Annotated in this window: 21 protein-coding genes; 14 read left to right on the top strand and 7 right to left on the bottom strand. The window is 75.1% G+C overall.

The window, feature by feature from the left end:
* Positions 1-101: 101 nt before the first annotated feature.
* Positions 102-2,831, bottom strand: a complete 2,730-nt coding sequence (locus UXQ13_RS14880; RefSeq protein ID WP_225234037.1) for a diguanylate cyclase domain-containing protein — start codon at positions 2,829-2,831, stop codon at positions 102-104.
* A 115-nt stretch (positions 2,832-2,946) separates the two neighbouring features.
* A complete protein-coding gene (locus UXQ13_RS14875; RefSeq protein WP_225234038.1) occupies positions 2,947-4,731 on the bottom strand; it encodes a GGDEF domain-containing protein in 1,785 nt (594 codons plus the stop codon).
* Between the two features lie 53 nt (positions 4,732-4,784).
* Here UXQ13_RS14875 and pheA point away from each other — a divergent pair, with 53 nt between their 5' ends.
* On the top strand, positions 4,785-5,792 hold the full coding sequence (gene pheA / locus UXQ13_RS14870; protein WP_336392499.1) for a prephenate dehydratase: 1,008 nt from the start codon (positions 4,785-4,787) through the stop codon (positions 5,790-5,792).
* A 102-nt stretch (positions 5,793-5,894) separates the two neighbouring features.
* Here the strand turns inward: pheA and UXQ13_RS14865 are convergent, their stop codons facing one another.
* Genes UXQ13_RS14865 through UXQ13_RS14855 form a run of 3 tightly spaced genes read right to left on the bottom strand, consistent with a single transcriptional unit; the run spans position 5,895 to position 8,024 of the window.
* Positions 5,895-6,218, bottom strand: coding sequence for a GroES family chaperonin (locus UXQ13_RS14865; protein WP_225234040.1), 324 nt, complete (start codon positions 6,216-6,218; stop codon positions 5,895-5,897).
* A 28-nt stretch (positions 6,219-6,246) separates the two neighbouring features.
* A complete protein-coding gene (locus tag UXQ13_RS14860; protein WP_225234041.1) occupies positions 6,247-6,594 on the bottom strand; it encodes a metallopeptidase family protein in 348 nt (115 codons plus the stop codon).
* Positions 6,591-8,024 carry a GuaB1 family IMP dehydrogenase-related protein gene (locus UXQ13_RS14855; RefSeq protein ID WP_225234042.1) on the bottom strand — a complete coding sequence of 478 codons (1,434 nt, stop codon included), beginning with the start codon at positions 8,022-8,024 and terminating at the stop codon, positions 6,591-6,593. Before UXQ13_RS14855 ends, UXQ13_RS14860 begins: the two co-directional genes overlap by 4 nt.
* A gap of 69 nt (positions 8,025-8,093) precedes the next feature.
* Here UXQ13_RS14855 and cobF point away from each other — a divergent pair, with 69 nt between their 5' ends.
* The 9 genes from cobF (at position 8,094) to UXQ13_RS14810 (ending at position 17,506) form a co-directional block, all read left to right on the top strand.
* Positions 8,094-8,864, top strand: coding sequence for a precorrin-6A synthase (deacetylating) (gene cobF / locus UXQ13_RS14850; protein ID WP_225234043.1), 771 nt, complete (start codon positions 8,094-8,096; stop codon positions 8,862-8,864).
* Positions 8,865-8,967: 103 nt separating this feature from the next.
* On the top strand, positions 8,968-9,675 hold the full coding sequence (locus UXQ13_RS14845; RefSeq protein ID WP_225234044.1) for a hypothetical protein: 708 nt from the start codon (positions 8,968-8,970) through the stop codon (positions 9,673-9,675).
* A 94-nt stretch (positions 9,676-9,769) separates the two neighbouring features.
* Positions 9,770-11,056, top strand: coding sequence for a serine--tRNA ligase (serS, locus tag UXQ13_RS14840; RefSeq protein WP_336392498.1), 1,287 nt, complete (start codon positions 9,770-9,772; stop codon positions 11,054-11,056).
* On the top strand, positions 11,053-11,970 hold the full coding sequence (locus UXQ13_RS14835) for an HAD family hydrolase (RefSeq protein WP_336392497.1): 918 nt from the start codon (positions 11,053-11,055) through the stop codon (positions 11,968-11,970). The genes serS and UXQ13_RS14835 overlap by 4 nt, the downstream gene beginning before the upstream one ends.
* Positions 11,967-12,773, top strand: coding sequence for an HAD family hydrolase (locus UXQ13_RS14830; RefSeq protein WP_336392496.1), 807 nt, complete (start codon positions 11,967-11,969; stop codon positions 12,771-12,773). The genes UXQ13_RS14835 and UXQ13_RS14830 overlap by 4 nt, the downstream gene beginning before the upstream one ends.
* Before the next feature lie 38 nt (positions 12,774-12,811).
* Positions 12,812-13,762, top strand: a complete 951-nt coding sequence (locus UXQ13_RS14825) for a MerR family transcriptional regulator (protein ID WP_336392495.1) — start codon at positions 12,812-12,814, stop codon at positions 13,760-13,762.
* Between the two features lie 116 nt (positions 13,763-13,878).
* The gene (locus UXQ13_RS14820; protein ID WP_336392494.1) at positions 13,879-14,775 is read left to right on the top strand and encodes a bacteriorhodopsin-like; all 897 of its coding nucleotides are present in this window, start codon (positions 13,879-13,881) and stop codon (positions 14,773-14,775) included.
* Between the two features lie 3 nt (positions 14,776-14,778).
* Positions 14,779-15,756 (top strand): Brp/Blh family beta-carotene 15,15'-dioxygenase, encoded by a 978-nt coding sequence (locus UXQ13_RS14815; RefSeq protein WP_336392493.1) that lies wholly within the window; start codon positions 14,779-14,781, stop codon positions 15,754-15,756.
* A 133-nt stretch (positions 15,757-15,889) separates the two neighbouring features.
* The gene (locus UXQ13_RS14810; RefSeq protein WP_336392492.1) at positions 15,890-17,506 is read left to right on the top strand and encodes a methyl-accepting chemotaxis protein; all 1,617 of its coding nucleotides are present in this window, start codon (positions 15,890-15,892) and stop codon (positions 17,504-17,506) included.
* Positions 17,507-17,547: 41 nt separating this feature from the next.
* Here UXQ13_RS14810 and UXQ13_RS14805 read toward each other — a convergent pair whose 3' ends face one another.
* Positions 17,548-18,090: a bacterial proteasome activator family protein gene (locus tag UXQ13_RS14805; protein WP_225234052.1), complete on the bottom strand. Its 543-nt coding sequence runs from the start codon at positions 18,088-18,090 to the stop codon at positions 17,548-17,550.
* Between the two features lie 99 nt (positions 18,091-18,189).
* On the opposite strand from UXQ13_RS14805, the gene UXQ13_RS14800 reads away from it, so the two are divergent.
* Positions 18,190-19,407 (top strand): cysteine desulfurase-like protein, encoded by a 1,218-nt coding sequence (locus tag UXQ13_RS14800; RefSeq protein WP_336392491.1) that lies wholly within the window; start codon positions 18,190-18,192, stop codon positions 19,405-19,407.
* A 41-nt stretch (positions 19,408-19,448) separates the two neighbouring features.
* On the opposite strand, the gene UXQ13_RS14795 is transcribed toward UXQ13_RS14800, so the two are convergent.
* Complete coding sequence (locus UXQ13_RS14795) at positions 19,449-20,429, bottom strand: NAD(P)H-quinone oxidoreductase (RefSeq protein WP_336392490.1); 981 nt, start codon at positions 20,427-20,429, stop codon at positions 19,449-19,451.
* A 61-nt stretch (positions 20,430-20,490) separates the two neighbouring features.
* On the opposite strand from UXQ13_RS14795, the gene UXQ13_RS14790 reads away from it, so the two are divergent.
* The 3 genes from UXQ13_RS14790 to UXQ13_RS14780 are packed head-to-tail and all read left to right on the top strand — an operon-like array spanning position 20,491 to position 22,402.
* Entirely contained in the window at positions 20,491-21,711 is a 1,221-nt protein-coding gene (locus tag UXQ13_RS14790; RefSeq protein ID WP_336392489.1) for an FAD-binding domain-containing protein, read from the top strand.
* Positions 21,712-21,737: 26 nt separating this feature from the next.
* On the top strand, positions 21,738-21,989 hold the full coding sequence (locus UXQ13_RS14785; protein ID WP_225234056.1) for a FitA-like ribbon-helix-helix domain-containing protein: 252 nt from the start codon (positions 21,738-21,740) through the stop codon (positions 21,987-21,989).
* Positions 21,986-22,402, top strand: coding sequence for a type II toxin-antitoxin system VapC family toxin (locus tag UXQ13_RS14780; RefSeq protein WP_336392488.1), 417 nt, complete (start codon positions 21,986-21,988; stop codon positions 22,400-22,402). Before UXQ13_RS14785 ends, UXQ13_RS14780 begins: the two co-directional genes overlap by 4 nt.
* The last annotated feature ends 55 nt before the right edge of the window (positions 22,403-22,457 follow it).

Genomic DNA, 22,457 nt, shown 5'->3' with positions numbered 1-22,457 from the left:
CGCTGACCGGGTGCCCGGGGGCACCAGCATGTCGACCAGCGGACGGGGGGCTACTCCCCTTCTCCGGACGACACCCTAGACCACGCGGCGCCCCGGCCCGGTCAGCGACGGGCGATGCGGGCGGCGAACACCCCGGCGGCGTAGCCGTTGTCGATGCCGGAGACCACGACACCGGCCCCGCCGGAGTTCAGCATCGTCAGCAGGGCACCGATGCCGCCGAACCCGCCGGCCTGCCCGGTCGAGGTGGGGACGGCGACGACCGGGACCTCGGTCAGCCCGCCGATCGTGGTGGCCAGGGCGGCGTCCAGCCCGGCGACCACGACGACGCAGTCGACGTCGGCCAGCAGCGAGCCGTCGGCCAGCAGGGCCTGCAGCCGGCTGCCGCCCACGTCGTCCACCCGGACCGCCTCGGTGCCGGTCACCCGGGCGACGAAGGCCACCTCGGCGGCGACCGGCGCGTCGCCGGACCCGGCGCACAGCACCGCGACCCGGCCGCGCGGCTCGGGCAGCGGGCCCACCGCGGCGGCCATCGCCGTGTGGTCCATCGTCGTGTAGGCGTCGTGCTCGCTGGCCAGGGCGACCAGGGTCTCGGCGCCGGCGCCCACGACGACCGCCGGGCGGTCGGGGTGCTCGCGACGGGCCTCGCGCACCAGGGCCAGGACCTGCTCGGTGGTCCGGCCGGCACCGCGGACGACCTCGGGGCCGGCCGAGGTGACCGGGCTGCGGGTCGCGGCGACCTGGGCACCGTCGTCGGGGGTGGCCGCGTCCTCGGCCGGTCCCACGACCCGGCCGGTGCGCATGGGCCGGGGCCCACCGGGGGCGGGGACGGGCTCGACGAGCAGCCGGCCGAAGCCGCCGGCCGCGTCGTCCTCCTCGTTCCGCGGCGTCGGCACCGGTCGCGGGTCGTCGCCGAACAGGATGTCGGTCGGCCGGGCCGGGGTCGGGTCCACGGGGGGCTGCTGCGTCACGTCCGTGACGGTAACCGGCGCTTCCGGCGACTCCCCGTCACCGGCCGGGGCCGTGTCGGACTCCAGCAGCTCGCCCTCGAAGACCGGCGCGGCCGGCCGCGGGGGCTCCGGCGGGCCGTCCTCGGCCCGGGTCTGGGTCACCCCGGACAACCGGACGACGCGGTCCCGGCCGCTGCGCTTGGCGTCGTAGAGCACGCCGTCGGCCGCGGCGAACAGGGTGCGCCGGTCGTCGCCGCGGGCCGCCGAGGCGATGCCCGCGCTGATCGTGACCGGGACGTCGACGCCCAGCGCCGACCAGTCGTTGGTCGCGATCGAGGACCGGATCCGCTCCATCGCCCGCTCGCCCTGCTCGGCGGTGGTGTCGGGCAGCAGGATGACGAACTCGTCACCGGCCCACCGGCAGACCTCGTCGGTGTCCCGGACGCCGTCGACCAGCAGCTGGGCCACCGCGCGCAGGACGGCGTCGCCACCGGGGTGGCCGGCGGCGTCGTTGATCGACTTGAAGTGGTCGATGTCCACGACGGCCAGCGCGGGGGCGGCGCCGGCGGCCAGCAGGCCGTCCAGGCGGCCCTCGGCGTAGCGCCGGTTGGGGAGATGGGTCAGCGGGTCCTCGTAGGCCTGGCGGCGCAGCTGGCCGGCGGCCCGCTCGGTCTCCAGCAGGCTCTTGCGGCGGCCGAACAGCTCGACCCAGCGGGTGCGCCGCTCGTCGACCCGGTCCAGCTCGTCGGCCAGGTAGGCCTGCAGGTAGGGCAGGGCACGGGCGGCGTCGTCCAGGTCGGCGTGCAGCGTGCACAGCTCCCGCAGGGCGGCCCGGCGGAGGCGGGGGAGGCCGTGCTCGGTGGACAGCGCGAGGGCGTGGGCCAGGTGGTCGTCGGCGGCGGTGCCGTTGCCCTGGCGACGCAGCGCGCGGCCCAGGGCCAGCTCGGCCGAGGCGAGCAGGGCGCGGTCCTGCTCGGCGGGGATCTGGCCGACCACCCGCTGCAGTGCGGTGACCGCGGCGTCGTGCTCGCCCAGCCCGACCAGTGCCGCGCCCAGCACGACCTCGGCGGTGGGCCGGTGCGGGTCGTCGGCGGGGAGCCCGGCGAGGGTCTCGACGGCGAGGGTGCGGGCCTGGGTGAAGTGCGGGTCGGCGGCGTCGGCGATGCCGTCGTCCAGCAGCCCCTCGCCGACCTCCGCGCACAGCGCGGCCAGCCGGGAGGCGCTGTCCCCGACCAGGGCCAGCGACGCAGGGCCCGGCTCGTCCTCGGCCAGCCGCAGCGCGGTGTGGTGCGCCCGGCGCTGGTAGTCCAGGGCCAGCGGCATGAGCTCCAGGTCGGCCAGCACCCCGGAGAGGGCGCCCAGGGTGTGCACCAGCAGGGGGCTGGCGACCAGGGCGGGGTCGAGCAGGCTGGCGGCCTCGACCGCCTCGTCCATGGCGGCGTCCACCCGGCGGGACAGCAGCTCGATGCGGGCGTGCCGGGCCAGGCCGGCCGCGCGCTGCAGGTCGTCGTCGGCGGCGTCGAAGGCGGCGCGGGCGGAGCGGACCAGCGCGATGGCCGTGGCGGCGTCGTCGGCGGTCTGCGAGCGGGTGCCCAGCTCGGCGCCGGTCGCCGCCTCGTCCGCGGTCGGCTCGGCCGGCACCGGGGTCGTGGCGTCGTCGATGGGGTCGCCGAGCAGCGTCAGCCCGGCCATGCGCAGCCGGCGGACCAGCAGCTCGGCGCGCAGCGTGTCCGCCCAGGCCCGGGACAGCGAGGTCAGCGGTGCGCCGGCGGTCGCCGCCGGACCGGGGTCGGCATCGGCGTCGGCGAGCAAGGACTCGGCGACGTCGAGGTGCCAGTTGGTCAGCGCTGAGCTGACCCGCTCGTGCAGGATCCCGGGTGGCACGAGCGCACTGTGCACGTCTGGATGCGTTCTGTCACCTGTTCCGTCGGGGGCGCGCCGGGGGCGACCCGCCCGGCGGGTCACCGGCGCCCCACCGGTCCCGCACGCCCCACCGGAGTCACGGGACGGCGTCGCCGTCGAGCTCGTCGTCGGGGGCGAAGGCCCAGCCGGGCGTGCGCGGGCGGCGGGCGCCCAGCAGCTCCACGACCAGGTCGTCCACCGAGGTGTGCGGGCCGGTGGTCGCCGCGGCGCCCTCGCCGTCCGGCGTCGAGGTCCGGACCCGGTCGCGGCCCGAGCGCTTGGCGGTGAACAGGTGCAGGTCGGCGTCGTCGAAGAGCTCGCGCCAGGTGCGCGGCGCGCTCGGGTGCGAGGTCGCGATGCCGATGCTGACGGTGACGTCGCCGTCCAGCTCGAGCTCGCGCCAGTCGCAGGCCACCACGGCGGCGCGCAGGCGCTCCATGGCGATCACCGCCTGGGCCTCCTGCGCCGCGGGCAGCACCACGAGGAACTCGTCGCCGGCCCAGCGGTAGACCTCGTCGCCGGTGCGGCAGTGCACCCGCAGCAGGTCGGCGAGCCGGCGCAGGACGGCGTCCCCGTGCAGGTGCGAGTGGCGGTCGTTGACTTCCTTGAACCGGTCGATGTCGACCACGGCGAGGGCCACCGGTGCGTCGGCGGTGTCCAGCTCGGCCAGCCGGCGCTCGGCGCTGCGCCGGTTGCCCAGCCCGGTCAGCGGGTCCTCGAGCGCGTGCCGGCGCATGAGCGCGGTCTGCCGCTCGGCCTCGCGCAGCCGGCTGCGCCGGACGAACATCTCGGCCCACAGCTCGCGGCTGCGGTGGTGCATGCGCACGGTGTCGGCCCGGTAGGCCTCCAGCCAGTGCAGGGCCTCCGACGCCCGGCCCAGCGCGGCGGTCGACCGGCCCAGCTCGAGCAGGCACTGCCGGTAGCGCCGCTGGTCGCCGACGCCGGCGAACGCGGTGGCCGCGGCGTGCAGCAGCTCGGCGGCCTCCTCGGCGTGCGGCCCCATCGCGTCGGGCGGTCCGGCGATCCGGGACAGCAGCCGGGACAGCGCCAGGTCGGCGTAGCCGCGCAGCCACGGACCGCCCTCGGCGGCGATCCGGTCCCGCACCCGGCGCAGGGCCGGCAGGGTGTCCTCGAGGTCCCCGGCGAGGGTCAGCGCCCAGCCGTGGACGACGGCGAGCAGGTCGGCCTCGGCGTCGGGTGGCTCCCAGTCGCTCTCCGCGCCCAGCTCGGTGGCGGAGAACGAGCAGCGCAGGGCCACCGCGGCGAGCCGGGCGGCGCGGTCCTCGTCGCCGCGGCGGTGCACGGTCTGGGCCAGCTCGGCGTGCTGCTGGGCGCACAGCCGCAGCAGCTGCCAGCGGGCGGGGACGTCCTCGAGCGCCGCGGCGACCCGGTGCCCGCGCAGCGCCTGGGCGACCGCGAGCTCCTCGAGGTCCAGCCGGGTCAGGGCGAGGGAGAGCCAGTGGTGGGCCTGGTGCAGCGCGCGGCTGGGGGTGTCGGCGGGGACCTGGTCGGTGAGCAGGCTGGCGTCCACGGCCAGGTGCAGCGCGACCTCGAACCGGTTGCCGGTCACCTCGAGGTAGGACAGGTAGGCCAGCAGCAGGGCGCGCTCGGCGTCGGCCGGGCAGTCCTCGGCGGCGGCGCGGGCGGCGACCACCTGGTGGCCGGCGCCCTCGGTGTCGTGCTCGGCGAGCGCGCGGCGGGCGGTGAAGGCGTGCGACCACGCCTGCCAGCGGGGGTCCGCGGCGGCCGACAGGTGGTCCTCGACGGCGGTCAGCAGGTCGGTGAAGGAGTGCGCGTCGTCCTGGTCGCTGGCCGTGAGCAGGTCCCAGCGCAGCCCGGAGAGGGCAGCCTCGTCGACGAGGGGAGGGCTGCCGGTGGTCACGCCGTCCTCCGCTCGCCTGGGGGACGGCGCACGTCGCCGTCCGTTCGGTGGCGATGCGTCTCCCCCCAGGGCGGACACGTGGTCCGCACTGGCCGCACTACCCTCGTCGAATGCCTGCTCAGCCCGCTGGGTCGATTCCGTCGAGCATCGCCTTCCTGGGGCCCGAGGGTACCTTCACCGAAGCGGCACTCCACAGTCTCGGCACCCACTCCGAGGGGGAGACGGTGCCGGCCCCCAGCGTGCCGGCCGCCCTGGCGATGGCCCGCTCCGGCGAGGTGGACGCGGCGTTCGTGCCGCTGGAGAACTCGGTCGAGGGCTCGGTCAGCCCGACCATCGACGGGCTGGCCGCCGGGGACCCCCTGGTGATCACCCGCGAGGTGTTCCTCGAGGTGGACTTCGTGCTGGCCACGCGGCCCGGCGTCGGCCGCGGCGACGTGCGCCGGGTGGCCAGCCACCCACACGCGCTGGCGCAGACCCGGGGCTGGGTCGCGGCCCACCTGCCCGGCGCCGAGGTGGTCCCGGCCGCGTCCACCGCCGACGCCGCCCGGCTGGTCGCCGAGGGCGCCCACGACGCGGCCATCTGCCCCGAGATCGCCGCCGCGCGCTACGGCCTGGACGTGGTCGGCACCGGCCTGGCCGACACCCCCGGGGCGGTCACCCGGTTCGTGCAGGTGGAGCGACCGGGCCGGCTCCCCGCCCCGACCGGGGCGGACAAGACGACGCTGACCTGCTTCGTGGCCGACCGCACCGGCGTCCTGCTCGACCTGCTGACCGAGTTCGCCTCGCGCGGGATCAGCCTGACCCGGCTGGAGTCCCGGCCCACCCGCGAACGGCTGGGCGTCTACTCCTTCTCCGTGGACTGCGAGGGCCACGTCTCCGACCGCCGGGTGGGCGACGCACTGGTCGCGCTGCACCGGCTGTGCGACGAGGTCCGCTTCCAGGGCTCCTACCCGCGGGCCGACGGCCGCGCGGCCGCGCCGGTGCACGAGCGCTTCGCCGACGGGGCGTTCGCCGACGCCCAGGAGTGGGTGGCCAGGCTGCGGGAGGGGTCGGCGGGCTGATCCGCCCGGTCTCCCTGCGTCGGCCACAGCTCCCCAGTCTGCTGATGCCGGGAGCGGGCGCAACCCCCCACGACCACATCGCGTGGCGAGGCGGTCACGGATTCACAGGTAGAGACCGGTCGACTCCTCGATCCGCTCGGCGGCGACCGCGTGCACGTCGCGCTCCCGCAGGATCAGCAGCTCCTCTCCGTGCACCTCGACCTCGTGCTGATCCTCGGGGGAGAACAGCACCCGGTCGCCGACCTTGACCTGCCGGACGTTGCTGCCCACCCCGCGCGCCTCGCCCCACACCAGCCGCTTGGCGATCTGCGCGGTGGCCGGGATGAGGATGCCGCCGGTGCTGCGCCGGTCGCCGTCATCCTTGCGCAGGGAGACCAGCAGTCGGTCGTGCAGCATCTTGATCGGCAACCGGGCGTCGTCGGACATGAGAGCAATGGTGACGTGCTGGAGGTCCTTATCCCCAGCCGAGGCGGTGGAGGGTGGCCTCGTCGATGCCGAAGTGGTGCGCGATCTCGTGCACCACCGTGATGGTGACCTCCTCGGCCACCTGCGCGGCGGTCTCGCAGACGTCGCAGATCGCCTCGCGGTAGACCATGATCCGGTCGGGCAGCTGGCCGGACAGGTCCCACGACCGCTCGGTGAGTGCATAGCCCTCGTAGAGACCCAGCAGGGTCGGCTCGTCGGGGTTGCGGTCCTCGACCAGGACGACGACGTTGTCGACGAGGTCCATCAGCTCGGCCGGGACCTGGTCCAGCGCATCGGCGACCAGGTCCTCGAACTCCGCGAGGGGGAGAGCCCTCACCAGCTGGTCGGCAGCGGGCGGCCCTCCTCGTAGCCGGCCGCGGACTGCACCCCGAGCACCGCCCGCTCGTGCAGCTCGTCGACGGTCCGGGCCCCGGCGTAGGTGCACGACGAGCGGACGCCGGCCACGATCTGGTCGACCAGGTCCTCCACGCCGGGGCGGGCGGGGTCCAGGTACATCCGCGAGGAGCTGATGCCCTCCTCGAACAGGGCCGCCCGCGCTCGGTCGAAGCCGGACTGGGTCGACGTCCGGGCCTTGACCGCGCGGGCCGACGCCATCCCGAAGCTCTCCTTGTACAACCGGCCCGTGCCGTCCTCGTGGACGTCGCCGGCGCTCTCGTACGTGCCGGCGAACCAGGAGCCGACCATCACGCTGGCCGCACCCGCGGCCAGCGCCAGGGCGATGTCGCGGGGGTGCCGGACGCCGCCGTCGGCCCAGACGTGCTTGCCGGCCTCGCGCGCGGCGGCCGCGCACTCCTCGACGGCGGAGAACTGCGGCCGGCCGACGCCGGTCATCATCCGGGTGGTGCACATGGCGCCGGGGCCGACGCCGACCTTGACGACGTCCGCGCCGGCCTCGATGAGGTCCCGGGTGCCGCCGGCGGTGACCACGTTGCCGGCGACGATCGGCACCGAGCCGGCCACCGAGCGCGCGGCCCGCACCGCCTCGACGGCCTTGGCCTGGTGGCCGTGCGCGGTGTCCACGACGAGGACGTCGACGCCGTGGGCGAGCAGCGCCTCGGCCTTGCCGGCGACGTCGCCGTTGATGCCGACCGCCGCCGACGTCAGCAGCTTGCCGGCCGCGTCGAGGGCCGGGGTGTACAGCGCCGAGCGCAGCGCGCCCTTGCGGGTGACGACGCCGACCAGCTGGTCGCCGTCCACGACCGGGGCGGCGTTCACCCGGGCCTCGGACAGCACGTCGAAGACCTTGGCCAGGTCGGTGCCGGCCGGGACGGTCAGCGGGTCGGGGGCCATGACCTCGGACAGCTGGGTGAACCGGTCCACGCCCTGGCACGCGCCGTCGGTGACCACGCCGACCGGCCGGCCGCCGTCCACCACGACCAGCACGCCGTGCGCGCGCTTGGTGAGCAGCTGCAGCGCCTCGGCCACGGTCGCGGTGGGGGCCAGCGTGATCGGGGTGTCGTAGACGGTGTGCCGCGCCTTGACCCAGCTCACCACCTCGCCGACCACGTCGACCGGGATGTCCTGCGGGATCACGGCCAGGCCGCCCCGGCGGGCGATGGTCTCGGCCATCCGGCGGCCGGAGATGGCAGTCATGTTGGCCACCACGACCGGGATGGTGGTGCCCACCCGGTCCGGCGTGGTCAGGTCGACCTCGAGCCGCGACCCGATGGTCGAGGCGTTGGGGACCATGAAGACGTCCGCGTACGTGAGGTCGGTCGCCGGTCGCCGGTCGTCCAGGAAGCGCATGGCCCCATGGTCCCGCACCTCCCACCGCGGACCAACCCGCCGCCGTGGGCGTCTGATTGGCTGGCCGGCATGCGACGTCTGCTGGTCATCGGCATCGGGGCGGGCGACCCCGACTTCGTCACCGTCGGCGCCGTCCGCGCGCTCAACGAGGTCGACGTGTTCCTCGTCCTGGACAAGGGCCCGGCCACCGCCGACCTCACCGCGGCCCGCCGGGCGGTCTGCGAGCGGTTCGTCGAGGGTGCCTACCGCTTCGTGGAGCTCAGCGACCCCGAGCGGGACCGGGACCCGGCGTCGGTCGCCGCCGAGCAGCGCTACACCCGGGCGGTCGACGACTGGCGCACCGACCGCGCCGTCCTGCTCCAGCGGGCGATCGCCGAGGAGGTGCCCGACGGCGGGACCGGCGGCTTCCTCGTCTGGGGCGATCCGTCGCTCTACGACGGCACCATCCGGGTGCTGGAGGAGATCGCCGCGGCCGGCGAGCTGGAGATCGAGTGGGACGTCGTCCCCGGCATCACCGCTGTGCAGGCGCTCACCGCCCGGCACCGGATCCTGCTCAACCGCGTCGGCGGGGCCGTGCACCTGACCACCGGTCGCCGGCTGGCCCAGGAGTTCCCGCCCAACGCCGACGACGTCGTCGTGATGCTGGACAGCGAGCTGGCCTGCCGGGCCTACCTCGACCTCGACCTCGACATCTACTGGGGCGCCTACCTCGGCACCGAGGCCGAGCTGCTGGTCGCCGGGAAGCTCGCCGACGTGGTCGACGAGATCGCCGCGGTGCGGGCGGCCGCGCGCGAGCGCAAGGGCTGGGTGATGGACACCTACCTGCTGCGTCGTCCGTGACCGGATCGACCGTTATCGAACCGTGACATCCAGATCTTGACGTGGCCCCGAACTCCTCGTGATCCCGCGGACGACGCGGACGACCGACACAGGGAGAAACACCGTGAACCTCAACAAGACCACCGCCAAGCGCACCGCCGTCGCTGCCATCGCCATGAGCGCCGCGCTCGGCCTGGCCGCCTGCAGCTCCGGCTCGGACACCTCGGCCACCGACACCAGCACCTCGGCCGCCGCGGCGACCTCGTCGACCGTGAGCAACCCGGCCCCCATCGCCACGATCCCCGCGATCTCCGGCGGCGACACCGCCGTGGCCCTGGACTCCGGCTTCCTCGACGCGCTGACCAGCCTGAACATCACCCCGGGCGTCATCGGCACCGCGACGCTGGACGGCGCGACGCTGGACTTCCCGATCACCGGCGGCACCGCCACCGTCTACGACAAGGACTCCGGCTACCGCCCGTTCGTCCAGGGCGCGATCTTCCACCAGGGGTCGGGCATCTCGCTGACCGCCGGTGAGAACGTCATCTCGCTGGAGAACTTCGTCGTCGTCCCGAGCAAGCCGGCCATCCTGTTCGCCGACGTCTCGGTCAACGGCACGCTCGCCGCTGCCTCGTTCCCGCTGTTCAACCTGAACGGCACCACGCTGGAGCCCATCACCGTGGACAGCTCGGGCAACGCGATCCTGACCGGCACCAAGGTCGAGGTCTCCCCGGCCGCCGCCGAGTTCCTCAACACCACCCTGGGTGCCCCCGGCGCCGTCCCGGACAACTTCCTGGTCGGTGTCGCCACGCTGACGATCCCCACTGCGTGATCTAGCACCCCGCTCCACCAGGACGCCCCCCACCCGCTCGCGGGTGGGGGGCGTCCTCGCGTCCGGGGCCGACCCCGGCACCTACCATCAGCGGGTGATCGACCTGCGCCTCCTCCGCGATGACCCCGACCTCGTCCGCGCCAGCCAGCGCGCCCGGGGGGACGACGAGTCCCTGGTCGACGCCCTGCTCGCGGCCGACACCGAGCGGCGGGCGGCCGTGCACCGGGCCGACGACCTGCGCGCCGAGCAGAAGGCCGCCTCGCAGTCGGTGAAGAAGGCCACCCCCGAGGAGCGTCCCGCCGTCCTCGAGCGGGCCAAGGCCCTCGCCGGACGCGTCAAGGAGGCTGAGGAATCAGTCCGAACCGCCGACGAGGCGCTGCGCACCGCGCACCTGGCGATCGCCAACGTCGTGGCCCCCGAGGTCCCGCCCGGCGGCGAGGACGACGCGGTCACCCTGCGCACCGTGGGCGAGGTGCCCACCTACGACTTCGAGGTCCGCGACCACCTGGACATCGGCACCGCGCTGGGCGCCATCGACATGGAGCGCGGCGCCAAGGTGTCCGGCTCGCGGTTCTACTTCTTGACCGGCCCCGGCGCGCTGCTGGAGTTCGCGCTGGCCCAGCTGGCCATCACCCGCGCCGTCGCCGCCGGGTTCACCCCCGTCGTCGCCCCCGCCCTCGTCGGCCCGAAGGCCATGGAGGGCACCGGCTTCCTCGGCGAGCACGACGAGGAGGTCTACCGGATCGAGCGCGACGACCTGTACCTCGTGGGGACGTCGGAGGTCGCGCTGGCCGGCATGCACGCCGACGAGGTGCTCGACCTGTCGGCCGGGCCCAAGCGCTACGCCGGCTGGAGCTCCTGCTTCCGCCGCGAGGCCGGGTCCTACGGCAAGGACACCAAGGGCATCATCCGCGTGCACTGGTTCGACAAGGTCGAGATGTTCAGCTTCTGCGCCCCCGAGGACGCCGAGGCCGAGCACCTGCGCCTGCTGCAGTGGGAGGAGGAGTTCCTCCAGGCCCTCGAGCTGCCCTACCGGGTCGTCGACATCGCCGCCGGCGACCTCGGCACCAGCGCCGCCCGCAAGTTCGACATCGAGGCCTGGTTCCCCACCCAGGGCACCTACCGCGAGCTGACCTCGACGTCGGACTGCACCACGTTCCAGGCGCGCCGGCTGTCGATCCGCTCCCGGGACGCCGACGGCAAGCCGCAGACGGTGGCCACCCTCAACGGCACGCTGTGCGCGATCGCCCGCACCATCGCCTGCCTGCTCGAGGTGCACCAGCGCGCCGACGGGTCGGTGCACGTGCCGGTCGCGCTGCGCCCCTGGCTGGGCGGGCACGCCGTGCTGAGCCCGGGCATGTCGCTCGTGCCGAGCGCGTGACCGCCCACATCCCCGCCCGTGCCGCGAACACGCTGCCCAAGCACAGCGGGGGCGAGGGGAGCGACGTCGTCCTCGAGCTCGGCGACCTGGGGCCGTGGCGGCCGCAGCTGGTCGCCACCGACCTCGACGGCACGCTGCTGACCAGCCAGGGCACGGTCTCCGACCGCACCCGCGCGGCCATGGACGCCAGCTGGGCCGCCGGCGTCCCCGTCGTCGGGGTCACCGGCCGCGGTCCGCGGCTGCTGGACAGCGTGCGGACGACACTGGGCGGCCGCGGGGTCGCCGTGCTGGCCCAGGGCGGCTTCGTCGTCGACCTGGACGCCGACGAGGTGCTCCGGGCGGTGGGCCTGCCCCGCGACGAGGCGCACGCCGTGGTCGCCGCGATCGAGGCGGTCACCGGCCCGTTGATCATCGCCGTCGAGGACGCCGCCACCCAGTCGGAGGCCTTGACCCCGCTGCGGGTGCAGCACGGCTTCGACTGGCCCTACCCCGAGCCCGCCGACCTGCTGCCGCGCGAGCAGGTGCTGCCCGACGGCCCGGTGCTCAAGGTGTTCCTGCGCTCGGAGACCCTGGGCCAGGACGAGCTGCTCGCCCTGGCGCTGTCGGTCACCGACTCCTCGGCCGCCGAGGTCACCCACGCCGGCCTGGGCTTCATCGAGGTGCTGCCGCCCGGGATCACCAAGGCCACCGGGCTGGCCGTGGCGCTGGAGCGGTTCGGCGTCCCGATGTCCGAGGTCCTGGTGTTCGGCGACATGCCCAACGACCTGCCGATGATCCACGCGGTGAACGCCGCCGGCGGCCGCTCGGTGGCCGTCGCCAACGCCCACCCCGCGGTGCTCGCCGCCGCCACCGGCCGCACCGGCGGCCACGACGCCGACGGCGTCGCCCGCTACCTGGAGGCCCTGCAGAAGTGAGCTGGACCCCGAAGCTGATCGCCAGCGACATGGACGGCACGCTGCTGCGCAGCGACGAGACCGTCGCACCGGCCACGCTGGAGCAGATCCACGCCTGGGGCGACGACGGCGTGCCGTTCGTCCTGGCCACCGGCCGGCCGCCGCGCTGGATGCTGGCCATCCGCGAGGTGCTGGGCACCGGCCGGGCGGTCTGCTGCAACGGCGCCGTCCAGCTCGACCTGGGCCGGTTCGAGGTGCTGCACGAGCACCCGATGCAGGTCGACGTGCTGCGGCACGTCACCGCGGGACTGCGCCGCGAGCAGCCGGGCACCTGGTTCGCCGTCGAGTACGGCCTGGAGTTCCGGCACGAGCCGGTGTACCAGCCGCGGTGGGACCTCGACGCCCCCGGCGTGGCGGTGGCGACGCTGGAGGAGATGGTGTCCGCGCCGGTGGCCAAGCTGCTGGCCCGGCACGAGGACCTGCCGCGCGAGGAGTTCCTGGAGCTGGTGTCGGCGACCGTGGGCGACCTCGCGACGGTGACCAACTCGTCGTCGGACGCGATGGCCGAGATCTCGGCGAAGGGCGTCAGCAAGGCGACCGGGCTGGCCGACGTGTGCACCGACCTGGGCCTGGGTCCCGCCGACGTCGTGTTCTTCGGCGACATGCCCAACGACATCGAGGCGTTCCACTGGGTCCGCGAGGGCGGGGGCCGGGCGGTGGCGATGGGCAACGCGCACCGCGACGTCCTGGCCGCGGCGACCGACGTCACCGCCACCAACGACGCCGACGGCGTCGCCCAGTACCTGGCGGGGCTCCGCTCGTAGGCGGGCGGCGCCGGGCGGCACGTGCCCATGATGGGCCGGTGGTCGCACCCGAGGTGTCCGAGACCGGCTCCGCCGTGCTGTCCGTGGGTGCGGCGGCGGCCAGGCTCGGGGTCGCCCCGGAGACGTTGCGCAGCTGGGGTCGGCGCTACGGGCTGACCCCCAGCGGCCGGACCGGTGGCGGGCACCGGCGCTACGACCCGGCCGACCTGGACCGCCTGCTGCGGATGCAGCGGCTGGTCGCCGAGGGGTGCGGTGCCGCCGAGGCCGCCCGCCGGGTCCTCGCCGGTGCCGACGACGCCGCCGGGCCGAGCTCGCCGGTGCGGCCGCGGCGCAGGTCCGGGGCCGGCGGCACGGTGCTGGCGCTCCCGCACGCCCCGCCCGCGGCGCGCGGGCTCGCCCGGGCGGCGGCCCGGTTGGACGCCGCGGGGGTGCACGAGATCCTCGGTGACCTGCTGGTCGCCCACGGCACGGTCGCCACCTGGGACGACGTGCTGCGCCCGGTGCTCGTCGCGGCCGGGCTGCGGTGGGAGCAGACCGGGGCCGGCATCGACGTGGAGCACCTGCTGAGCGAGGCCGTCGTGGAGTCGCTGCGGGCGCACCGCGCCTGCCAGCCCCGACCGCACCCCGGCCGCGGGATCCTGCTGACCTCGCCACCGGGTGACTGGCACGTGCTCCCGCTGCACGTGCTGGCGGCCGCGCTGGCCGAGCTGCGGGTGCCGACCCAGGTGATGGGCCAGCTCCCGGCCACCGCGCTGGTCTCCGCCGTCCGCCGCACCGGCGTCTCCGGGGTCTTCGTGTGGAGCCAGCGGGCGCGCGGGGAGGACGAGGTGGCACCCCGCTTCCCGGTCGACGCGCTGCCCCGCACCCGGGGCGCCCGGGTGCTGGTGGCCGGCGGACCGGGCTGGGCCGGCCGGGCCCCGGACCCGCAGGTGGTGCTGTCGGCCGACCTGGCGCACGCCGTCCGGCTGCTGGCCGCCGCACCGCGCTGACCGGCCAAACCTGTGCAACTGGACCTGCCGCCGCCATCGGCGTAAACCCCGCTTACCGGAAACGGTCGGCCCCGCCACGAGGCGGGGTCGGGTCTCCCACCCCGTGAGGCACCTCGATGGTCCAGGCAGCCGCCGTCAACATCCCTTCTCTGTCCGCCGGCAACTTCGCCACGGTCTACAACCTGTTCTCCCTCGCCATCGCCTGTCTGCTGTTCACCTCGCTGTACCTCGTGGTGAGCCAGCGGCAGGTGGCGAAGCAGTACCGCAACGCCGTCATCGTCTCCGCGACGGTGTGCGCGATCGCGGCTTACCACTACTTCCGGATCTTCAACAACTTCGAGGACAGCTACCCGCCCGGGCAGACCATCGACTCGGCCCACCAGCTCTCGAACATCGAGTTCAACGAGGGCTACCGCTACGTCGACTGGTTCCTCACCGTCCCGCTGCTCCTGCTGGAGACCGTCGCGGTGCTCGCGCTGGGCCGGGCGGCGTCCAAGAAGCTTTTGTTCAAGCTGATCCCGGCCTCGGCCCTGATGATCGCCCTCGGCTACCCGGGCGAGATCACCAACGAGGTCGTACCGCGGCTGGTCTGGGGGACGTTGTCGACCATCCCGTTCCTCTACCTGCTGTACGTGCTCTTCGTGGAGCTGTCCAAGTCCCTGGAACGCCAGCCCGAGGAGGTCAAGCACACGATCAAGATGCTGCGCATCGCCCTCGTCGGGCTGTGGGGCGTCTACCCGATCGCCTACCTCTTCCCGATCCTGGGCGGGGACTTCTTCGGCGGTGAGGGCGGGTTCGTGCTCAAGCAGGCCGGCTACTCGATCGCCGACATCCTCGCGAAGGCCGCCTACGGGTTGGCGATCTACAAGGTCGCCCGGGTGAAGAGCCGCCTGGAGGACCCGGATTACGACGACCACCCGGACACCGTCCACGGCGACGACGGCCCGGTCCACGACCGGCTGGTCGGTGCGAACGGCACCGGCCGGGTGAACCGGACCGCGCGGACGAGCTGACCCGTGCTGCAGACCACCGGGCAGGACCGGACCCGTCGCGGTCCCGGTCCTGCCCGGCAGGGGCGGCCCTCGGTCGTCGTCGGCCGGGCCCTCGTCCTCGCCGTGCTGCTCGCCCAGCTGCTGGACCCCGACCTGGTCGCCCGGGCCGCCCCGGTGCTGGCGATGGCCGGGATCGTGCTCGGGGTCCCGCACGGCGCGGTGGACCACATGGTGCCGTTCTGGACCGGCGGGCAGCGGCCCACCGCGCGGGCCCTCGGCGGCGTGCTGGCCGGCTACCTGGCCACGGCGGTCGTCGCCGCCGTGGCCCTGGTCGTGGCCCCCACCCCGACGGTCGCGGTCTTCCTCCTCGTCTCGGCCGTGCACTTCGGGCGCGCCGAGGCCGTCGTCTCGGCGTCGGACGCCGGTCGGCCGGTGCCCGGCCTGCTGCAGGACGTGCCGACGACGCTCGCGCACGGCCTGGCCGTCGTCGGCCTGCCGCTGGTGCTGTGGCCGGCGGGGTCCGCGCAGGTGCTCGGCCACCTCGCGCCGGCCTGGGGCAGCCCGCTCCCGGTCCCCGCCCGGGTGGCCATCGCCCTGGTGCTCGCCGCGGCGGTGCTGGTCGCGGGCACCGGCGCGCTGCGGGATGGCCGGCGGGCGGAGGCGGCCGAGCTGGCGATGGTCGTCGTGCTGTTCGCCGTCGTCCCGCCGCTGGCGGCCTTCGGGGTCTGGTTCGCCGGCTGGCACGCCCTGCGGCACACCGCCCGGCTGCTGGACCTGCTGCGCGGCGGCCCTTCGGCGCCCGGCACGGCACGGGCCGCGGGCCGGTTCGCCCGGCACGCCGCGGTGCCGACCCTGGCCAGCCTGGCCGCCGTGCTGGTGCTGGCCGGTCCGGCGTCCTCCCCGGCCGCCGTCGGCGCCGCGCTCGCCGTGGTGCTGGCGCTGACCTTCCCGCACGTGCGCACCGTGACCGCGCTGGACCGGTGGGCCGCCCGACGCGGCTGAGGACGGCCGGGTCGACAGGTCGACCGGTCCGGGACGGTGGCCGCGCTCATCCTGGGTTGGGCTCACGAGCGCGGCGGGCGGTGCCGAAGCACACGGCGATCAGCCCGGCCCGAGCTCAGGAGAACCACCCGGCATGGACGTCATCCCGTTGCCCACCCGCCGTCCCCTCGACCCCAGGTCCTGGGGGGTCCGTGCCCGCCTGCTGGCCGCCATCCTCGTCGTCGCGGCCGTCGCCGTGGGCGTGGCCGCCGCCGGCACCGCACGGATGGCCGCCCTGGACGACCGGGCGGGCGAGGTCTACGACGAGGGGCTGGTGCCGCTGGACGCCGTCCGGACGCTGCAGGCGCTGTGGTGGGAGCAGTCCACGGAGCTCGCCCGGGCCAACATCGTCACGCTGCCGCCGGCGACCATCGCCGAGTCGCAGCAGCGCGCCCAGGAGCTGCACGGCGAGGTCGCCGACCAGGTCGAGCTGATCGCCGGCCTGCCGCTGGACGACACCGCGCGGTCGGCCATGGCGGACTTCACGACGGCCAACGACACCTACGACCAGGCGCTCGGCTCGCTCATCGCCGCGGCGGCCACCACCGACCAGTCCGGCGTCCCCGGCTTCCTGCGGACGATGAGCCAGCAGGAGGACGTCATGGCGCAGGCGCTCACCACCGCCACGGCGGCGGCGGAGCAGACCGCGTCCGCGGCCGAGGTCGAGGCCGCCGACACCTACCGCACCGGTCGCGACCTGGTCGTCGCGCTCGCCGTCGCCGGCCTGCTGCTGGCCGTCGGGCTGGCCCTGCTGGTCGCCCGCAGCGTCACCGGCCCGGTCCGCTGCATCCAGGAGACGCTGGAGAAGGTGGCCGCCGGCGACCTGCGGGTCCGGGTCGCCGCCACCGGCACCGACGAGCTCGGCCGGGTCTCCGCCGCGCTTGACCGCAGCCTGGACGCCATCACCGGCGTGCTCCGGGTGGCCTCGGACTCCGCCCGGCACCTGGCCGAGTCCTCGGGCCGGCTGGCCGCCACCGCCGACGCGATGGGCGAGGACGCCCGCGTCGCCGCGCAGCAGGCCGCCACCGTGCTGGACGGCGCCACCGGGGTCACCGCCAGCGTGGACACCGTGGCCGCCGGGTCCACCCAGATGCGCGCGGCCATCAACGAGATCTCCAGCAACGCCCAGCAGGCCTCCCGGGTGGCCGGCCAGGCCGTCGGCGTCGCCGAGCAGACCACCCAGATGGTCGGCAAGCTGGGGGAGTCCTCGGAGGAGATCGCCTCGGTGGTCAAGATGATCACCGCGATCGCCGAGCAGACCAACCTGCTGGCGCTCAACGCCACCATCGAGGCGGCCCGGGCCGGGGAGGCCGGCAAGGGCTTCGCCGTGGTGGCCAGCGAGGTCAAGGAGCTCGCCCAGGAGACCGCCCGGGCGACCGAGACCATCGCCCGGCGGGTGGAGTCGATCCGCAGCGACACCGCCGGCGCGGTCGAGGCCATCGGCGCGATCAGCACGGTGATCGGCGAGATCAACGACTTCCAGGCCACCATCGCCGCGGCCGTCGAGGAGCAGACCGCCACCACCGACGAGATGAGCCGCAGCGTCTCGGAGGCCGCCGGCGGTTCGCGGCACATCTCCACCGCCATCGCCGGGCTGGCCGAGGGCACCCGGACCAGCACGGCCCGGGTCGCCGCGGCGCAGACCGCCAGCGCCGACCTGGCCCGGATGGGGTCCGAGCTGGAGACCGCGCTGGCCGCCTTCACCGTCTGAGACCGGCGGCCCGCCGTCCGTCCGGGCGGCGGGCCCGGGACTCAGAGGTACTGGCCGCCGCCGGGCTGCTGCTGGGGCATGCCGGGCTGCCCGCCGCCGGGCAGGGCCTTGCGGCGCATCTCCTCCAGCTGGGCGCGCGCGGCCATCTGCTGGGCGAACAGCGCGGTCTGGATGCCGTGGAAGACGCCCTCCAGCCAGCCGACCAGCTGGGCCTGCGCGATCCGCAGCTCGGCGTCGCTGGGGGTCTCGTCGACGGTGAACGGGAGGGTGATCCGCTCCAGCTCCTCGCGCAGCTCGACCGACAGGCCCTCCTCCAGCTCGCGGATGGAGGCGGCGTGGATGTCGCGCAGCCGGTTGCGGCTGGCCTCGTCCAGCGGTGCGGCCCGGACCTCCTCCAGCAGCTGCTTGATCATCGTGCCGATCCGCATCACCTTGGCGGGCTGCTGGACCAGGTCGCCCAGGTCCTCGCCCCCCATCCCGCCGGCCTCGCCGGCGGGCATCGACGCCACGGGCTGACCGTCGGGCCCGACGACGACCACCTGCCGGCCGGGGGTGTGCTCGCCGTTGCCTCCGGGTGCTGTCATGGCCTCCATCCTGCCCGGGAGCCCGTCGTCCGGCTCCGCGACCCCGTCCGTGACGGAGCGGCCCCTCACCGTCACCGACCGCGGTTTAGGGTCTGAGGCATGGGACCGGGGGGCGCGCTGCTGGACGTCGCCCGCGTCCGGGGTCTGTTCCCCGGGTTGTCCGACGGGTTCGTGCACGCCGACGGCCCGGCCGGCTCGCTGGTGCCGGAGAGCGTGCTGCGCGCGGTGTCCCAGGCGATGCGCGTGCCGATCGCCAACCGGGGAGGCGTCTTCCCCTCCTCCGCCCGCGCCGAGCAGCTGGTCGCCGGCGCCCGCTCGGCGGTCGCGGACCTGGTCGGCGGCACCCCGAAGGGCGTCGTCCTCGGGCCCAACATGACCACGCTGACCTACTCGATGGCCCGCACGCTGGCCAAGACCTGGCGGCCCGGCGACGAGATCGTGGTCAGCCGCCTGGACCACGACGCGAACATCCGGCCCTGGGTGCAGCTGGCCGAGGAGGCCGGGCTGCTGGTCAAGTGGGCCGAGGTGGACATCGAGTCCGGCGAGCTGCCGGAGTGGCAGTACGACGAGCTGCTCACCGACCGCACCCGGCTGGTCGCGGTGACGATGGCCAGCAACGCGATCGGGACCCGGCCCGACGTCCGGGCGATCGCCGACCGCGCGCACGCCGTCGGCGCCCTGGTCTACGTGGACGGCGTGCACGCCGCCCCGCACGGCCTGATCGACTTCACCGCGACCGGCGCGGACTTCCTGGCGCTGTCGGCCTACAAGTGGTGCGGCCCGCACGTGGGCGCCCTGGTGGCCGACCCCGCGCTGCTGGAGACGCTGTCCCCGGACAAGCTGGTGCCGGCCTCGGACCGGGTGCCCGACCGCTTCGAGACGGGGACGGCGACCTTCGAGCTCTACGCCGGGGTGGCGGCCGCGGTCGACCACCTCGCCGCGCTGGCCCCCGACGCCACGGGCACCCGCCGGGAGCGGCTGCAGACCTCCATGTCCGCCGTCGTCCGGTACGAGGGCCTGCTGTTCGACCGGCTGGACCGGGCGCTGCGGTCGATGCGGCACGTGCAGGTGCTGGGCTCACCGCTGTACCGCACGCCGACCCTGTCGTTCACGGTGTCGCGGATGACGCCCCGGGCGGTGGCCCGGGAGCTGTCCCGCCGGACCATCTGCGCCTGGGACGGCGACTACTACGCCCGCGAGCTCTTCGACGCCCTCGGGGTCAACGAGCAGGGCGGCGCGGTGCGGCTGGGCATCCTGCACTACAACACGATGGAGGAGGTCGACCACATGGTGGAGTCGATCGCCGCCCTCGCCTGAGCGGAGTCGCAGCGCATCGTTTCCCGAGCGCTCCGACTCCGTCAGTCGTTGACCAGCAGGACCTTGCCGGTGTGCGAGGACTCCTCGAGGATCCGGTGCCCGTCGCCGGCCCGGGCCATCGGCAGCCGGGTGTGCACGACCGGCCGCACCCGGCCGGACTCGACGTCGGGCCACACGTGCTCCCGGACGGCGGCGACGATCGCCGCCTTGCCGTTCGGGCCCTCGACCGGCCGGCCGCGCAGGCCCATGGCGTGCACGCTGCCGCGCTTGGCCAGCAGCGCCCCGATGTCCATCTCACCCTTCCGGCCGCCCTGCATGCCGATGATGGTGATCCGGCCGTCGGGGGCGAGGGCGTCGACGTTGCGGGCCAGGTAGGCCGCGCCCATGTTGTCCAGGACGACGTCGGCGCCGCCGGCGGCCTTGACCACCTCGACGAAGTCCTCGTCCCGGTAGTTGACCAGGATCTCGGCGCCCAGCTCGCGGCAGAACGCCAGCTTCTCGGCGCTGCCGGCCGTGGTGGCCACCCGGGCGCCGGCGCGCACGGCGAGCTGGATGGCCATCGTGCCGATCCCGCTGCCGCCGCCGTGCACCAGCAGCAGCTCCCCGCGGGCCAGGCCGGCCCGCATGAACACGTTGGACCAGACGGTGCAGACCACCTCGGGCAGGGCGGCGGCGGAGGCCAGCTCCACGCCGGAGGGCCGGGGGAGCAGCTGCGCGGCCGGGACGGCGACCTTCTCGGCGTAGCCACCGCCGGCCAGCAGGGCGCAGACCTCGTCGCCGACCTGCCAGCCCTCGACGCCCGGGCCGACCTCGGCGACGATCCCGCTGCACTCCAGGCCCATGACCTGGCTGGCGCCCGGGGGCACCGGGTAGTTGCCCTCGCGCTGCAGCAGGTCGGCCCGGTTGACCGCGCTGGCGACGACGTCGAGGACCACCTCGCCGGGACCGGCGGTCGGGTCTGGGAGCTCGGTCCAGACCATCTTCTCGGGGCCGCCGGGGGAGTCCATCGTGATCGCGCGCATGGGGGCGACCGTAGGCCGCACCCACCCGGCGCGCTGCACCGGGAACCCGCAGGGTGGGACGGTGAGCCAGCTGCCCGTCCCCGCCGTCGCCGACGTCCCCCGGTGGGTGGCGCAGCACCTGGGCCACCTGCACCGCGACGACGCCGTCACCCCCTCCGGCCGGTTCCGCGGCGGGCAGGCCGCCGCGGACACCGCACTCGCCACCCTGGACGTCACCGGCTACGCCGGCCGCCGCAACGAGGTGCTGCCGGAGTCCCGGCGCGGTGCCTCGGCGATGAGCCCCTACATTCGGCACGGTCTGCTGTCGCTGCCGGAGGTGTGGGACGCCGTCGCCGACACCCCGACCCGGGACCGCAGCAAGTACCGCGACGAGCTGCTGTGGCAGGAGTACTCGCGGCACCTCTACGCCCGGCTGGGCACCCGCACCCGGACGGCGCTGCGGGCCGAGCCGGCGCGGGCCCGGGTGCGCTGGCAGGAGCCGTGGCCGCGGGAGATGGCCTGCCTGGACACCGTGCTGGGCGAGCTGGACGCCGACGGCTGGCTGGTCAACCAGACCCGGATGTGGGTGTCCTCGCAGTGGACGGTGCGCGCCGGGCACGACTGGGCCGCCGGCGAGGACGAGCTGTACGCCCGGCTGCTGGACGGGTCCCGCGCGGCCAACCGGGTCGGCTGGCAGTGGACGGTCGGGGCCGGGAACGGCAAGGCCTACGGGTTCTCCCGGTGGCAGGTCCGCAAGCGCGCGCCGGGGCTGTGCGAGCGGTGCCCGCTGGCGTCGGACTGCCCGATCGAGGCGTGGCCCGACGACCAGCCCACCCGCTGGCTGGAGCGCGAGCCGCTGATGGCCGCCGACCCCTCGCCGGAGGTCACCGGAGGTCCCGCCGACGTGGCGACGACGGGGGAGCCGGACGCCGTCTGGCTGACCGCGGAGTCCCTGGGGACGGCGGACCCCGCGCTGGCCGCGCACCCGGACCTGCCGGTGGTCTTCGTCTTCGACGAGCCGCTCTTGGCCCGGCTCCGGCTGGCATCCAAGCGGCTGGTCTTCCTCACCGAGACCCTGGCCGAGCTCGCGGAGGACCGGGAGGTGCAGCTGCACCTGGGCGAGCCCGCGGCCGAGCTGGCCGGCCGGTCCGTGGCGGTGACCCACGCGCCGGTGCCCGGGTTCACCCGTCGGGCCGCCGACGTGGACCCGGTCGAGGTGCACCCCTGGCCGTGGCTGCACCGGCCGCACGCCGGGCCGGTGAGCTCCTTCAGCGCCTGGCGGAAGGGCCTGCCGAAGCGCTAGCATTGCCAGCACGCAGGGGAGGCGATGTGGCAGCACTCAGCATCAGGGATCTGGACGACGCCGTGAAGGCTCGCCTGCAGGTGCGGGCGGCCGGGCACGGACGCTCCATGGAGGCGGAGGTCCGCGAGATCCTGACCGCCGCGGTGACCGAACCGCAGGAGGACGTCGGCCTGGCCCGTGCCCTGCTGGACAGGTTCGGCAGTGCCGGGGGTGCCGACCTGGACCTGCCCGCCCGGAGCGAGCTCCCCCGGGCGGCCGCCGTCGACCTCGGGTCGTGATCGTCCTCGACACGAACGTGCTGTCCGAGCTGATGCGGCCGTCCCCGGCTGCGGAGGTCGTCGCCTGGGTGGGTGGAGTTCCCGGTCCCGAGATCCGGACGACGGCCATCTCCGTGGCCGAGATCCGCTACGGACTGGCCCGACTCCCCGGCGGCGCCCGACGACGGGCTCTGGAGGCGGTGGCAGACGAGGTCTTCGACCTGTTCCGCGCCGAGGTGCTCCCCTTCGACGAGCCGGCGGCCGTGGGCTACGCCCGGATCGTGTCGGCGCGGGACTCGGCCGGGTTGCCGATCAGCGGGTTCGACGCGCAGATCGCGGCGATCTGCGCGGCCCGGGGTGGGGTGTTGGCGACCCGGAACACCCGCGACTTCACCGGTACCGGCATCGATCTCGTCGATCCCTGGGCGGGGTGAGCCGCGGTCCGGTGGTGTGGGGCCCCGGCCACCGGCGGGCCCCCCCCACCGGGGC

Origin of the sequence: Klenkia terrae (assembly GCF_037083865.1) — a bacterium.
Lineage (GTDB): Bacteria > Actinomycetota > Actinomycetes > Mycobacteriales > Geodermatophilaceae > Klenkia > Klenkia terrae.
The sequence above is the reverse complement of the archived record's forward strand: the minus strand, read 5'-3'. Positions and strand labels throughout refer to the sequence as shown.